Raw genomic sequence first — 14411 nt, 5'->3', positions numbered from 1 at the left:
AAAGGGGGGCGTGGCGTGAAGATCTGCCGCACAGTCGAAGAAACCCGCGCAACCGTAGCCGCGCTGAAAACCGGCGGCAAGCGGCTGGGATTTGTGCCGACCATGGGCGCCTTGCACGACGGGCATATGTCGCTGGTCACCCTCGCCCGCGAGGTGACAGACTTTGTCGCAGTGTCTATTTTCGTCAACCCCACCCAATTCGGCGAAGACACAGACCTGCAAAACTACCCCCGGAATGAGGCCCGCGATCTGGCGATGCTGCAAGAGGCCGGCGTCGATCTGGTGTTCCTGCCCGAGGTGGAAACGATCTACCCGCCGGGCCATGAAACCATCGTCGAAACCACCCGTCTGGCCAATATCCTGCACGGCGCGGTCCGCCCCGGCCATTTTCGCGGCGTGACCTCCGTGGTGACGCGACTGTTCAACATCGTGCAGCCCGATGTCGCTGTCTTTGGCGAAAAGGACTACCAGCAACTGCAGGTGATCAAACGCATGGTCGCCGATCTGCATATGCCCGTCACGATCCTTGGCGGCCCCACCCAGCGCGAGGCTGATGGTCTGGCCATGTCGTCGCGCAATGCACGCCTCACCGATGCCAACCGCGCCGCTGCCGTTGTGCTGCACAAAGCGCTGAGCGCCGCCGCGGATCTGGCCCAGACCGGCACCAGCGTCGCGGCGATCCGCGCATTGATTGAGGCGATCATCGCCTCTGAGCCGCGCGCCAACCTGACGGGCCTCGACACCGTTACACCCGACACATTGGAACCGGTCGAAGGCCCCCTTACCCAACCGCTGGCGGTGATGCTGTCGGTGCAGTTTTCAGACATCCTCCTGATCGATCAAAAGGTGATCCAGCCATGAGCAGCCAAACCCCTATTCGCCGCACCACCGTCCCGCAGATCAGCGCCCGCAAAGGCGGCGAACCGATCGTCTCGCTCACCTCCTACCACGCCCATACGGCGGCGATTGTCGACAAATACGCCGACTTCATCCTGGTCGGTGACAGCCTGGGGATGGTGATGCACGGCATGGAAAGCACCGTCGGTGTGCCGCTGGATCTGATGATCATGCATGGCAAGGCAGTGGTGCGCGGCACCCAGAAAGCACTGGTTGTGGTCGATATGCCCTTTGGCACCTATGAGGAAAGCCCCGCCGTCGCCTTCCGCAACGCCGCCCGCATCATGAAGGAAACCGGCTGCGGCGCGGTGAAGCTGGAGGGCGGCGCGCGTATGGCCGAAACCATCCGCTTCCTCACCGAACGTGGCATCCCGGTCATGGCTCATATCGGCCTGACCCCGCAGTCCAGCCACGTCATGGGTGGGTTCAAAACCCAAGGCCGCGAAGAAGACAGCTGGCCCCAGCACGAAGCCGACGCTGCAGCCGTGACCGAGGCCGGCGCCTTCGCGCTGGTGCTCGAAGGCATGGTGGAGCCGCTGGCGGCAAAGATCACCAAACAGGTCGCGATCCCAACCATCGGCATCGGCGCCTCTGCCGAATGTGACGGGCAGATCCTGGTGCTGGAGGACATGCTGGGCCTCAACGCCTGGACACCAAAGTTTGTCAAACAATACGGCGATCTGGGCCCCGCCATTGACCGCGCCGTGTCAGATTACGCTGATGAGGTCAAATCCCGCGCCTTCCCCGGACCGGAACACACTTACAAGTGAACCCCTTCAGCGGCGCATGGGGCGCTGCCCCGCCCGCTGGCACCGGCCTCCCCGGAGTATTTTCGGCAAGATGAATCCCCCTTTCATCGTTCCATAAATACTCCCGCCGGAGGCGCCCCGAGGCCCCCAAAGGGCCGAGAGATCCAGCGCGCCGCAGGCGCACATTTGACCTGCGCATTGACGCACAGATCCGGTGGAGAAACGGGGATTTGTCGCCGGGCGCTTGGGGGCCATATCCTTGGCAAAGCTAAGGAGACAGCCAATGACCTTCAGACCTGTTGTAGCCACATCGAAATCCCAGCCCGCCATGGAAGGCGCCGGCGTGCATCTGCACCGCGTTTTTGGCTTTGATGATCCCAGCCTGACCGACCCTTTCCTGATGATGGATGACTTCCGCAATGACGATCCGCGGCTCTATTCCAAAGGCTTCCCCTGGCACCCGCATCGCGGCATTGAAACCATCACCTATGTCCTCGAGGGTGAGGTGGAACATGCCGACAGCCTGGGCAACAAGGGTATCCTTGGCCCCGGCTCCATCCAGTGGATGACGGCGGGATCTGGCATTGTGCATCAGGAAATGCCGATGGGGGATGCCAAGGGGCAGATGCATGGATTTCAGCTCTGGGCCAATCTGCCGCGCGATCTGAAAATGACCACGCCGCGCTATCAGGACATCGGCGCCAGTGATCTGCCTCTTGAGGTGGATGATGACGGCACCGTTGTGAAGGTGCTGATCGGATCGTTCTGGGGCAAGAAAAGCCCGGTGGATGGCATCGCTGCCAACCCGATGTTGTTGGATATCTCGGTGCCTGCAGGGCGGCGCAAGACCTTCAAGGTCGACACAAGCGCCAATGCGCTGGCCTATGTTTTTGCCGGATCGGGCCGGTTCCGCGATGCATCCGATCCCATCGGTATTCAGGTGGAAAAGGAATATCAGGGACAGGAACTGGCCTTCCGCGATCAAAGCGGTAACCGGACGCTGGTGCGCTTTGGCTCGGGCGATGAGATCACTGTGCAGGCCGGCGATGAGGGCCTGCGCTTCCTGTTGATGACAGGGCGCCCCATTCAGGAGCCCGTCGCCTGGCACGGCCCCATTGTGATGAACACACAAGCTGAGCTGATGCAGGCCTTTGATGAATTGAACAAAGGCACCTTCATCAAACATGACGCCGGGGCCTGACGGCCCTGACGCCAATTCCCTTCTGGTCCGGGATTCGTCCCGACTTAACTCCGGGATTAATTCCGGGCCAGATGCTCCAGCACCGCCTCATAGGCGCGATCCCGGCCATTGGCGATTTCCTGAGGGATCACTGGCGCCGCGATGTCCACCGGCACGCCCTGCCCTTCAAAGTTTTCACCCGCAGCGCTGAGGTAACGCTCGTTTGACAGGGACGCCGCCCAGCCGTTTGGCAGGGCCAGGAAGGACATGTCAGACAGGATGCCATTGCTGGGGGTGCCCACCACAGTCACATTGTCAAAATGCGACAGCGCCAGTGCAAAGGTCTCTGCAGCGGAGATCGTCACGCCGCTGGTCAGCAGATAGACAGACCCGTCCCAGATCGCCCCTTCTTGCCCCGGCTCAATCCGCAGCGCGGTGTCTTCCAGCCAGTGCCCGTCGTGCCAGACGGCTTTGCTGCCAATCTCAACCGGTTTCTGGGTCAACTGCGCCGCCAGGGCATAGCCCGCCAGATCGCTGCCGCCGAAATTGACCCGGGTGTCGATCACCAGGGCCTTCATTTCGGGATGGCTGGCCAGAAAGTCCCCCATGATCGACGCCATCGACAGATCACCTGCCACCAGCGCCTCATCAAAATTGATCAGCGTCATGTAACCTAGACCATCCGCCGTCATCCCCAGCCCCATAGAATCCGCGGGCCTGCTGCCCTCGGGCACATGTAGCGCAAAGGCGTTTCGCATGACATCCACCATGCCCTGCGCGCCGAGGCCTTCGGCCCAGTCGGGCAACACATCATCGGCGATCTGACCCTCAGGGGTGATCAACGACACATGGCCATCGCGCAGCGGGCCCAGCATCTGGATAAAGATGTTGAGCAGGGTTTCCGGATCCGTCTCTGCCGTGACATGCGGCCGGTAGGTTGCGCGCATCTGGTCCCAATCTACACCGCGCAGGTCGAAATAGGCGTAATGTTCCTGAAACCCGTGCCAAAGCATGTCAAAACTGGCCAGGGCATCCGTGCCCAACGGTGTTTCGCAGCTGGCAGGCAGGGCGTCCTGCCGGGTGAAGGGGATGTGGTTGGTCTTGGCCAGATCCAGCAGCAGAGTGTCCCCCTCCAGCGCCAGCCCACCCTGCAACGGGCCCAGCAGCGCCCCGGCGCCACTGACGACGATGTCTTGCAAGGCTGCCGTCAGACCGTCGCGCTGCATCGCGCCAATTTCAGCCATTTCAACGCAGCCCACCGCGGTGACCTGATGCAGCTGTGCCTGATCGCCGGCAAGGCTCAGCCAGAAACCGTAGCCGTCAGATTTCCAGATGCCATCAAGGGTATCGGTTGCAAAAGCCGGCTGCGTCATAGCCAGGGTTGCCGTCACAACGGCAGGAAAAACACGCGTCATCAAATCACTCCGCAGAAATGCAATCTGTGCGTGAGATAGGCACGCGAACCGGGGCACATCAAGGGAAAACGGGGTGACAGTTCCCCGTCACCCCGTTTCGGCACTCTTTGAATTTTGGAAAGGCCAGTTCAGCCCTGATCAGCCCAGCCCAATCAGTCCAGCGCCTGCAGCACCAGATCCGGCGGACGGTGGCCATCCGCAAAGGTTTTCACGTTGATGATGACTTTTTCACCCATCTCAACCCGGCCCTCTTCGGTGGCCGAGCCCATATGCGGCAGCATCACCACATTGGGCATGGCGCGCAGATCCGGGTTCGCTTCGGAGCCATGTTCATAGACATCCAGCCCGGCGCCCGCCAAAGCCCCCGACTTCAGCTGACGGGTCAGCGCATTTTCATCAATCACCTCCCCGCGCGAGGTGTTCACGATCACCGCCGAAGGCTTCATCAGCTTCAGACGACGTGCGTTCATCAGATGGAAGGTCGAAGGCGTATGGGGGCAGTTGATGGACAGCACATCCATCCTCGCCACCATCTGGTCCAGACTTTGCCAATAGGTTGCCTCCAGCGCGGCCTCGGTCTCTTCGCGCAGGCGGTGGCGGTTGTGGTAATGGACCTGCATGCCAAAGGCGCGGGCCCGGCGGGCAACGGCCTGACCAATGCGCCCCATGCCAAGGATACCCAGACGGCGCCCGGCCACCCGGCCACCAAGGAACGCCGTGGGCGCCCAGCCATCCCATTCACCGGTCTGCATGGCTGCCAGACCTTCGGGAATACGGCGGGTGACCGCAAGGATCAGCGCCATGGTCATATCGGCGGTGTCATCGGTCAGCACGCCGGGGGTGTTGGTCACCTGGATCCCGCGCTGACGGGCGGTGGCCACATCGATGTGATCCACACCAGCACCATAGTTGGCAATCATGCGCAATTGCGGCCCGGCCTGAGAAATCAGGCTGTTGTCAATGCGGTCGTTCAGCGTGGGAATCAACACATCCGCCTCTCGCAGGGCGGCAGCGATTTCATCACGGCTCATGGGGGTGTCATCGGCGCGCAATTTGACGTCGAACAGCTCCATCAACCTTGTTTCTACCACGTCGGGCAAGCGTCGCGTCACAACAACACTCAGACGTCCAGATGCCATCTTGGCCTTCCCCTTCTTCAAAAACCGGCGCGTTGATGGCACAGTGCGGGATAACGCGCCCGGCCACAAGGGGGGCGCAATAATATTTCACGAGCAGTCGAGGCGATCGCAACAATGCGCTGCCGCCTCGCCCAAAATGAGGACAGATCTGCGATGTTTCGCCGTTCCCTGGTGTCCGCCCTGTTGGGCGCTGTTATGCTGTCTGGCCTGCCTGCACTGGGCGGCGCGCAGGAACGTGGACCGGTGACCAACCTGCCACTGCCGCGCTATGTTTCGGTCAAAGCAGCCGAGGCCAACGTGCGCCGCGGCCCGTCGCTGAGCCACCGCATTGACTGGGTGTTCACCCGCCGCAACATGCCGGTTGAGATCACTGCCGAATATGGCCACTGGCGGCGCGTGCGCGACCGTGATGGGGCCGGCGGTTGGGTGCATTATGCGCTGCTGTCCGGCATGCGCCATGTGATCGTGGATCAGGACATGCTGGCGCTGCATGTGCGCCCGGACGCCAAAACCGCCATTTCCGCCCGGCTGGAACTGGGCGTGATCGCCCGGCTGGAAAAATGCGGCCCCGAATGGTGCCGCCTGAGCGCCGGGGGCTATCGTGGTTGGGCGCCGAAAAACGCCATGTGGGGCGTCGGCCCGGAAGAGCTGAAAGAGTAACCCCGCTAGGCTCAGGACCCATTAATGTTTCTGCACCGGCGCCAAAATCGCAAAATATCAATGGTTTGAGGTGCGCCGGAAAGAGTGGTTCTCTTTTCAAGCGCCTCACGCCCTTGAGATGCAGCGATTTTGACGTCTTCGATTTGGCGGGTTTTCGAACTGAGCGGCGTCATATGGACTTGAAATAGATCACTATTCCTACGGCCATATTCCTTGTCAGGTCGAAAATCTGCCAAACCGGTGCTGGAACATTAATGGGTCCTGAGCCTAAGCTTGCAGACGATCTAGGCTTGCCACGCAATAAGGCGCCCGCTTAGGCTGGCGCCATATTTTTCCTGTTTGCCCCACTTGGCTGATTGATCTGATGACTGCGCTATTTCGTTTGCTGGCCGCTCTGGCCTATCTTGCCACCGTTTCGCTGACCGCCCCCACACCCGCTGTTGCCCAAAGCGGCAGCGCCCCGGTGGCCGATCAACCTTCCGGCCCGATCTCGGTCGAAGACAGCGCTACTCAGGACGCAGCAATCGCGGTGCGGATCCGGGATATTCTGGGAGAGCTTGACGGTTATGAGGATGTCACCGTCACGGTCACCTCAGGCATTGTCACGCTGAAGGGCACCACCCTCAGCAGCGATCTGGCCGAAGCGCTGAGTGAGCTGGTCACCCGCGTCGACGGCGTGGTCGCCATCCGCAACGATGTGGTCGAGACCACCGATGTGGCCGAACGGCTGAGCCCCGCGATGGAGCGGTTCCGCCAGCGAATGGGACAGGTTGTGGCCTATCTGCCGCTACTGGCTGTGGCGGTGCTGGCTTTTGCGCTGATCTTTGGTCTGGGCCTGTTGATCGTGCGGGTGCGGCAACCCTGGGACCGGTTGGCGCCAAACGCCTTTATCGCCGATATCTATCGCACCGTGGTGCGGCTGGGTTTCCTGATTGCGGGTCTGGTGCTGGCGCTGGACATTCTGGGCGCCACGGCACTGCTTTCAACAATTCTGGGCGCTGCCGGGATCATCGGTCTGGCGATTGGTTTTGCCGTGCGTGACACGGTTGAGAACTTCATCGCCTCCATCATGCTGTCGATCCGCCAGCCGTTCCGCCCCAACGACACGATTGAGATCAACGGGGATGAGGGCAAGGTCATCCGCCTGACCAGCCGCGCCACCATCCTGCTGAGTTATGATGGCAACCACATCCGCATTCCAAACGCGACCGTGTTCAAATCCCGCATCGTGAATTTCACCCGCAACGCAGAGCGCCGGTTCCTGTTTGACGTGGGCGTCGCACCAGACAGCGATCTGGCGCTGGCCCTGCGACTGGCCGAGGACAGCCTGGCCGCCCTGCCCTTCACGCTGCAGACGCCCGCCCCCTCGGTCTGGATCCAGGAAATCGGCGACAGCACCGTCACCCTGCGCATGACCGCCTGGATCGATCAGCGCGAAAGCGGCCTGCTGGCGGCAAAATCCGAATCCATCCGATTGATTCTAAACCGATTCACAGAATCCGGCATTGCCATGCCCGAACCCACCTACCGGGTGATTGACTTGGCCACCTCCAGCCCGGACCCGGTGATTGATTCCGCCACCGATTCCGCCAAAACCCCCGCAGCAGCCCCACCCGCTGCACCGGTTGAGGATGATTTGCGCGATGTACACGCCCACGATCAGGACGCGCTGTCGCAGATGGTGGCAGAGGAAAGGCAAGAAACATTGGGGGATGATCTGCTGGAGAAACACGCACCAAGCGAGTGAGAAAAAAACTGTCACGTTTTCTTAAAAGAGGTCTTGCACCTCCACGCGCGGTTCCGTAAACACCGGCTCACAAGTTGGGGTGTAGCCAAGTGGTAAGGCACCTGTTTTTGGTACAGCGCATCGTAGGTTCGAATCCTACCACCCCAGCCAACTTCCTCTGATAGATAAAGCGATGAAAGACCGAGCCGGTCAGAGCTTTAGAAAATGCCCCCAGGAATGCCCCTGTGCCGTCACTGACCGTCGACCAAGTGCAGCCTGACAGCTCTCGTCTCCCAATTCGTTCTCATTTAATGCCATCACGGGCTTACCTTTAATAGGTATAAGTAATGGATAAGAGGAAGTAAGATCTGGGGGGAGAGGAGTCAGGACTAGAAGTAAGTCTATAGTGTTAGATTTCAACAAGATAAGTTCCACAATAGGTTGTGTTCAGGTGGAAGCTCGTCTTAGATTCTGAGCTAGAACTTCTAGTAAAAAAAAGTGAGAGGTTTTTTTTTGGCTACAATCAACAATCCTAGGTTTTCCCGACCGATCGACGTCCATCGTTGGTCAGAGCACCCCGAAGTGAAGGGTATGGTCGATGTTATTTGGCAAGACTACCTCCCCGTTGAGCTTACCGAGAAGGAAGACAAGAGAGGACCAGGACCCAGGCCGAAGACTATTTCCTAAGCTGAAGAAATTGAGAGGGCCTAACTAAACAGTAGCAAATAGCGTCATGCAGGTGGAAAAATGAGGTCTCAGAGAAAAACAAGAGCAGCTAGGCGCAGAAAGTGACATTTGTAAATTCAGGCCCAGCGAACGGCGGGACACGACTGACCGGCCCTGAGCGGACTCTCGGTGGGTAGCCCAAATGCTGCGACGCAGCTTTCTCTCAAATCGCACATCCAGCACTTTAGGCAATTAGGATGGGTTTAGAGTGACAGTAGCGGGACAGTGTAAGCATGACCACTTCGTTGGAAGAACTAGAACGGATTCTGTAGCATCGGCACCTAGTCAGTCTGATTGAAGTAAGATATGCAGCTCATGCGGGTAGCTTTCTAAGTAATGACCACCGAAAGTGATTCAATAGACAGCCGCCAAAGTATTTTTCGAAGGTATTATTTGCAGTGGAGAATGCACCTTGAAGCTCACGCATTTGCGTATTTGCAACTTCCGATGCTTTGGGGGCATCGAGACAGAAATCGCGTTAGACAATACAACGTTCATTCTTGGACCGAACGGTACCGGTAAGACAGCGGTGCTGCAGGCATTGGTAAGGATGTTCAGCCTCGATCCCGCGCAGCGAAGAATCAGAATCTCAGATTTTCACGTCTCTGCCGATGAGCCGCACGATGCTGCACCAGAAGAGCGCAGTCTTTGGATAGAGGCTGATTTCGAATTCCCAGAGCTGGAGTCGGAAAATGTCGACATGCCCGCGGTGCCGGGTAACTTCGCGCATATGCTCATGGTGGAAAATGACGAGGTCGTCCGCGTCCGCTTCCGATTGGCAGCGACCCTCGATCAGGACGGTGATATCGAGGAGACCTTCACCTACGTTACCGAAGTTGACGATCACGGGAGGCCCGTAGAGGAAAGCCGGGCCTCTAAGCACGATCGCAACGCCATTCAGGTGCATTATCTCCCTACTCGCCGCGACCCATCGGACCATATCTCTTACTCCACCAACGCCCTAGTGGGCCGGGCATTGCGGGCTGCCAACTGGACCGTCGAGCGCACAGAAGTCAATGATCTTACGGCGCAAATTTCCGATGCGCTAAGTGGGAACGCTGCCATTGAAGGCATCAGCGACTCGCTGAGCGACATCTGGGGACAACTGCACAAGGGTGAGTTTTTCGCCAACCCGTCAATCTCTTTTGCGCAAAGTGAGGTCAACGCGCTTCTCCGCCATTTGAGTCTTACCTTCACTCCAGGCCACGGCGAGTCGCTCGTCGACTTTTCGCGACTAAGCGACGGTCAGCAATCCTTGCTGTATATCTCTCTGGTGCTCGCAATGCGCGAGATTGGCGACAAGGTGCTCGCTGGCGAACTAGACGCTTTTGACATCGATAAACTACGGCCCGCCATCTTCACTTTAATCGCGATCGAAGAACCGGAGAACAGCCTTTCACCACACTATCTCGGGCGCGTTATCCGCGCGATTTCCGAGTTTGCAAACGGTCAGAATGCACAGACCTTGGTGGCTACACACGCTCCATCACTTTTGCGTCGTGTCGCTCCTGAGACTATCCGCTATCTACGGCTAGACGGGGATCGTCGAACAGTTGTCGCTCGGGTTGTTCTCCCGGAAGATGAGGGGGCGGCAAAATATGTGCGCGAAGCCGTACACGCCTTCCCTGAACTATACTTCGCTCGGTTTGTCATTTTGGGTGAAGGAGACAGCGAAGAAGTCGTCCTGCCCCGGATGCTCGCTGCACGCGGTGTTCTCACCGATGATGCATCGATCTCGGTCGTCCCTTTGGGCGGGCGCCACGTCAACCATTTCTGGCGGTTACTGCACGGGCTCGGAATCCCGCACGCGACTTTGCTTGATCTCGACCTTGCCCGTTTTCAGGGTGGCTGGGGTAGGATTAAGTACGCTGCGAAACAGCTTCTGAAATATAGTGACGTGCAGAATGCGGGCATCGACGAAGGTGAGATAGCAACCATCCCAGCTTGGGATAGCGAACAAAGACTTTTGATCGATGACGATGGTTGGTTCGAGTATTTCAACGAGCGCGGCGTCTTCTTTTCGTCGCCGCTTGATCTCGACTTTATGATGATTCAAGCGTTCGCCGAAGTCTATCGAGTTGAAGATGACGAGCGCGAAGAACCAGATGAGACTACGCTCAAGGCTGTCCTCGGCAAAAAACACGATGCCGTGGAGCCGCAATATTCAGACGCGCAGCTTCAGTTGTTCGATGCCTACCACCGACGCTTCAAGCTAGGCAGCAAACCAGCTTGGCATATCCGGGCTATGGCAGCGATTGATGATGCAGAAATTGCTGCAGATATGCCCGCGGTCATGACCGCGCTAATCGACTATGTCGAAACCAAACTCGAAGGCTTACCTGAATGATTGCATTAGATCGATGGTCTCCCGTGGGTGACTTAACGCTTGAGCCGAATGCGTTGGATGCTACAACAGAGATTGCACGCAATTTGGTGCTCACCGCAGGTCCCGGTGCTGGCAAAACTGAAATGTTGGCGCAACGTGCTGATTTCCTGCTCCGCACTGGAACTTGCCGCTACCCTCGCCGGATCCTCGCCATATCGTTCAAGACTGATGCTAGCCAAAATCTCAAGGCACGCGTGCGGAAACGCTGTGGACCTAGGCTGGCTGCGCGATTCGATAGCCACACCTTCCATGCTTTCGCTAAACGGATCATTGACCGGTTTCGCCCGGTGCTTAGCGGACGTGATGCGCTAAACCCTGATTATTCGATTGGCCAGCGCCGTGTGCAGCATCAGTCCATCACTTTCAGCGACTTGGTGCCGCTCGCCTGTAAGATCATCGAAAACAGCCTAGCCGCCCGCAATGCGGTGCGCCAGACCTATACCCATGTCTTCCTGGATGAATTTCAAGACTGCACGGATGAGCAATATCGCTTGATACTCGCTTGTTTCGGCGACACCCCGACAATTCTGACGGCTGTCGGCGATTCCAAACAAAGCATCATGGGCTGGGCGGGGGCGCTCGAGGGTATCTTCCATACTTTCGCCGACGCTTTCGACGCAGTGCCGCTCAATCTCTATCAGAATTTCCGTTCCGCACCGGCTCTGCGTCGGATGCAGAATGCGATGGTCAAAGAAATGGATCCGGCAGCGGCGCTCGAAGATGACGATATCATTGGCGACGAGGGTGAGATTTGCATCCTTCGATTTGAGGATGACGACGACGAAGCCAGTGGCCTGGCTGGGCGAATCCGCAGCTTGATCGACGATGGCATCGAGCCCTCGGAGATTGCGATTCTCGTTAGCAAACAACAAAATCTGTATTGCCAGCGCCTCGTGGCTGCTTTCGAGGCGAAAGAGGTCCCATATCGAGAAGAAGAGATTAAACAGGATCTGGCGTCGGAGCCGGCTGCCTGTCTGCTCATCGATTTCCTCCTTATCGCGAGTGGCTCGCGTCAACCCGCGGCCTATCGTCGTATGCTTGATCTGGTTGTTTTTAATCATGGCTATGACGATGAACGCGAATATCAGGTGCGGTCTCGTTGGGATCGCTTCATCAATGAAACCAAGCAGAAGGTTGCGGCGCATGAGGTCGATCTTCATCAGTTCGACGATTTGCACGCTCTCGCCATATCACTGATAGACAATGTTGGACGTGACAGTCTCATTGCTTTATCGCCAGACTATGAACGCGGTGATCGCTTCGATGAGCTCATCGCCCAGACTCTTGAACATGCGCACATGCTGCTGCAAGATCAATCGGACGCATCAACAGCTCTAGCCTCATTTTCGGGAGACAGAGCGGTTCGCATAATGTCGGTGCACAAGAGCAAGGGTCTGGAATTCGACACGGTCGTCATCCTTGGTGTTGAAAAAGAAACCTTTTGGGGAGAGCCGTCAGCGGAACGTGCAGCTTACTTCGTTGCGATCTCACGCGCCAAACAACGACTTCTGCTGACCACGTGCGACCAACGTCAGCGTCCGCAAGGAGCGAAACGCTGGTTCACTGACCGTCATGAGTACGACGATTTTCTTGCCTACGTACCATGAACACTTGGGGTGTGGGAGCGCCTGACGTCAGCGCCAATGGGACAGTTTAGGCCGCTTTGATGCGGGATATGTGCCGAATAGCGCTCGCAGCACTAGGCCGCTCATCGATCGAGCTGCTGGCGGCCTCATCAGATGCAAGTGCAGGTGCAGAATGACTGTCCAAAAAAGGGGGTGAATGCAGGCGCCCGGTTGCTGAACAATAATGATGACGAACTTGAGCTTTCGAGGCTTCAAAATTCATGCTGCTTGCCCGTCAATCTTCCATGTTTACTTAGCTCTATCCTGTTCACCCATCCAGTGGTCCATCTCGGCGTCCCCCCTAGCAACAGGTGAAATGTCGCGGCCTGTTTGCTCTTGGAACATGAACAAGCGATCCATGTACCCTCTACATCTAATTCCCTTACGATTTTCAATGTGGTCCTGCAGTTGCTGGTCGGAAACATCTTGGTACTCGGGCAAATCAGGTAGACTTAAAGCCGTTGGTAATGAAATACCTACCACACTTTTTGACGCGTCTGCCATTACTGCTCGAAGTTCGCCGATACGCATATGATCAATGATATTGCTATCGTGAACAGACAAAACAGGCACGCCGATGCTGGTAAAGTGAGCTACCCCCTGAATTTCGGACACTGACGTAAGCTACGATTTGTTGTCTGCTGATCTTCGACGAAGAGGAGATCAAAGATGTCGAAACGGAAGAACCATTCGCCCGATTTCAAGGCCAAAGTTGCACTTGAGGCTTTGAAGGGCGAGCGGACTGTTGCTGAGCTGGCGAGCCAGTTTGGCGTTCACCCGACGATGATCCACAGCTGGAAACGGGCGCTTCTGGAAGGCGCGTCCGGCGTGTTCGAGCGTGGCGGAAAGAAGCCCCCAGAGATCGACGAGGAGCAGGTCAAAGAACTGCACGCGAAGATCGGGGAGCTGGCCGTGGCCAACGATTTTTTGTCACGAAAGCTCAAGCCGTGGATCGGCAAGTGAGGCGCAAGATGGTCGAGCCTGGCAATACCAACCTTTCAATTGGTAAACAGTGCAAGCTGTTGTCGATCTCGCGGTCATCGTTTTACTACACCGCCAAGGGCGAGACGGCGATGAACCTGATGTTGATGCGGCAGATCGACGAGCAGTTTCTGGAAGCACCGTTCTTTGGTGTCCGGCAAATGACTTGGCATCTGCGAAACGAAGGTCATCTGGTGAACGAGAAGCGCATCCGACGCTTGATGCGGCTGATGGGCTTGATGCCGATCTATCAGAAACCAAACACCAGCAAGGCAGCGAAAGGGCACAAGACCTATCCCTATCTGCTGCGTGGCCTACGGGTGGAGCGCCCCAATCAGGTCTGGTGTGCCGACATCACGTATCTGCCGATGCGCAGAGGCTTTCTGTATCTGGTCGCCATCATGGATTGGCACACCCGAAAGGTGCTGGCCTGGCGCATCTCGAACACGCTGGAAGCCGACTTCTGCGTCGAGGCGCTGAACGAGGCCATCGCCAAGTTTGGCCCACCGGAAATCATGAATACAGATCAGGGCAGCCAGTTCACCTCGTTTGCCTGGACCGACCGGCTACGCCGATCCGGAGTGCGTATCTCGATGGATGGCAAGGGCCGGTTCCTGGACAACATCTTTGTCGAGCGGCTCTGGCGGAGCCTGAAATACGAATGCGTCTACCTGCACGCCTGGGAGGCCGGATCGGAAGCCAAAGCGGGTGTCGGAAAATGGATCGAGTTCTACAACCGAAAGCGTCCTCATTCCGCCCTTGGCGGCAAACCACCAGCCGTGGTCTATTGGCTGAGAAAAGAAGAAAACCAAACCGATCAGCAGGAGCAAAGAGTAGCTTAATCTACGCCGGAAACTGTCCAATGATTGGGGAGTAGCTCAAATAGCCGATCTTGGAAGCAATCTGGCCGACGAGCGAAGGCTAACC

The 14411-nt window shown here is 57.6% G+C and carries 11 protein-coding genes and 1 tRNA gene; 9 read left to right on the top strand and 3 right to left on the bottom strand.

The features are described 5' to 3' along the window. Nucleotides 1–15 precede the first annotated feature (15 nt). From panC to ACORLH_RS09055, 3 genes are all read left to right on the top strand, one after another. Nucleotides 16–861 (top strand): pantoate--beta-alanine ligase, encoded by an 846-nt coding sequence (gene panC, locus ACORLH_RS09065; protein WP_321832379.1) that lies wholly within the window; start codon nt 16–18, stop codon nt 859–861. Then, entirely contained in the window at nt 858–1667 is an 810-nt protein-coding gene (panB, locus tag ACORLH_RS09060) for a 3-methyl-2-oxobutanoate hydroxymethyltransferase (RefSeq protein WP_321832378.1), read from the top strand. The genes panC and panB overlap by 4 nt, the downstream gene beginning before the upstream one ends. Before the next feature lie 262 nt (nt 1668–1929). After that, nucleotides 1930–2847 carry a pirin family protein gene (locus tag ACORLH_RS09055; protein ID WP_321832377.1) on the top strand — a complete coding sequence of 306 codons (918 nt, stop codon included), beginning with the start codon at nt 1930–1932 and terminating at the stop codon, nt 2845–2847. A gap of 56 nt (nt 2848–2903) precedes the next feature. On the opposite strand, the gene ACORLH_RS09050 is transcribed toward ACORLH_RS09055, so the two are convergent. Next, entirely contained in the window at nt 2904–4241 is a 1338-nt protein-coding gene (locus ACORLH_RS09050; protein WP_321832376.1) for a S41 family peptidase, read from the bottom strand. A 152-nt stretch (nt 4242–4393) separates the two neighbouring features. Then, nucleotides 4394–5380, bottom strand: coding sequence for a D-glycerate dehydrogenase (locus tag ACORLH_RS09045; protein ID WP_321832375.1), 987 nt, complete (start codon nt 5378–5380; stop codon nt 4394–4396). 153 nt (nt 5381–5533) lie between these two features. Between ACORLH_RS09045 and ACORLH_RS09040 the strand changes: the two genes are divergently transcribed. The 5 genes from ACORLH_RS09040 (at nt 5534) to ACORLH_RS09020 (ending at nt 12485) form a co-directional block, all read left to right on the top strand. Further along, entirely contained in the window at nt 5534–6040 is a 507-nt protein-coding gene (locus ACORLH_RS09040; protein WP_420719815.1) for an SH3 domain-containing protein, read from the top strand. A gap of 364 nt (nt 6041–6404) precedes the next feature. Further along, entirely contained in the window at nt 6405–7787 is a 1383-nt protein-coding gene (locus ACORLH_RS09035; protein WP_321832374.1) for a mechanosensitive ion channel family protein, read from the top strand. A gap of 75 nt (nt 7788–7862) precedes the next feature. Next, nucleotides 7863–7937, top strand: a tRNA-Gln gene (locus ACORLH_RS09030). Nucleotides 7938–8904: 967 nt separating this feature from the next. Beyond that, entirely contained in the window at nt 8905–10839 is a 1935-nt protein-coding gene (locus tag ACORLH_RS09025) for an ATP-dependent nuclease (protein WP_321832373.1), read from the top strand. After that, nucleotides 10836–12485, top strand: a complete 1650-nt coding sequence (locus tag ACORLH_RS09020; RefSeq protein ID WP_321832372.1) for an ATP-dependent helicase — start codon at nt 10836–10838, stop codon at nt 12483–12485. The genes ACORLH_RS09025 and ACORLH_RS09020 overlap by 4 nt, the downstream gene beginning before the upstream one ends. 267 nt (nt 12486–12752) lie before the next feature. On the opposite strand, the gene ACORLH_RS09015 is transcribed toward ACORLH_RS09020, so the two are convergent. Beyond that, nucleotides 12753–13118: a hypothetical protein gene (locus ACORLH_RS09015; protein WP_321832371.1), complete on the bottom strand. Its 366-nt coding sequence runs from the start codon at nt 13116–13118 to the stop codon at nt 12753–12755. A gap of 54 nt (nt 13119–13172) precedes the next feature. Here ACORLH_RS09015 and ACORLH_RS09010 point away from each other — a divergent pair. Further along, nucleotides 13173–14326, top strand: a protein-coding gene (locus ACORLH_RS09010) for an IS3 family transposase (protein ID WP_321829195.1) whose coding sequence is annotated in 2 segments (ribosomal slippage) — nt 13173–13445 and nt 13448–14326 — 1152 coding nt in all. Because the reading frame shifts where the segments join, the coding sequence is not laid out codon by codon here. Nucleotides 14327–14411: the final 85 nt, after the last annotated feature.

This window comes from Thalassovita sp., assembly GCF_963691685.1.
Taxonomy (GTDB): Bacteria; Pseudomonadota; Alphaproteobacteria; order Rhodobacterales; family Rhodobacteraceae; genus Thalassobius.
This window is presented reverse-complemented; position numbering and strand designations above follow the sequence as displayed.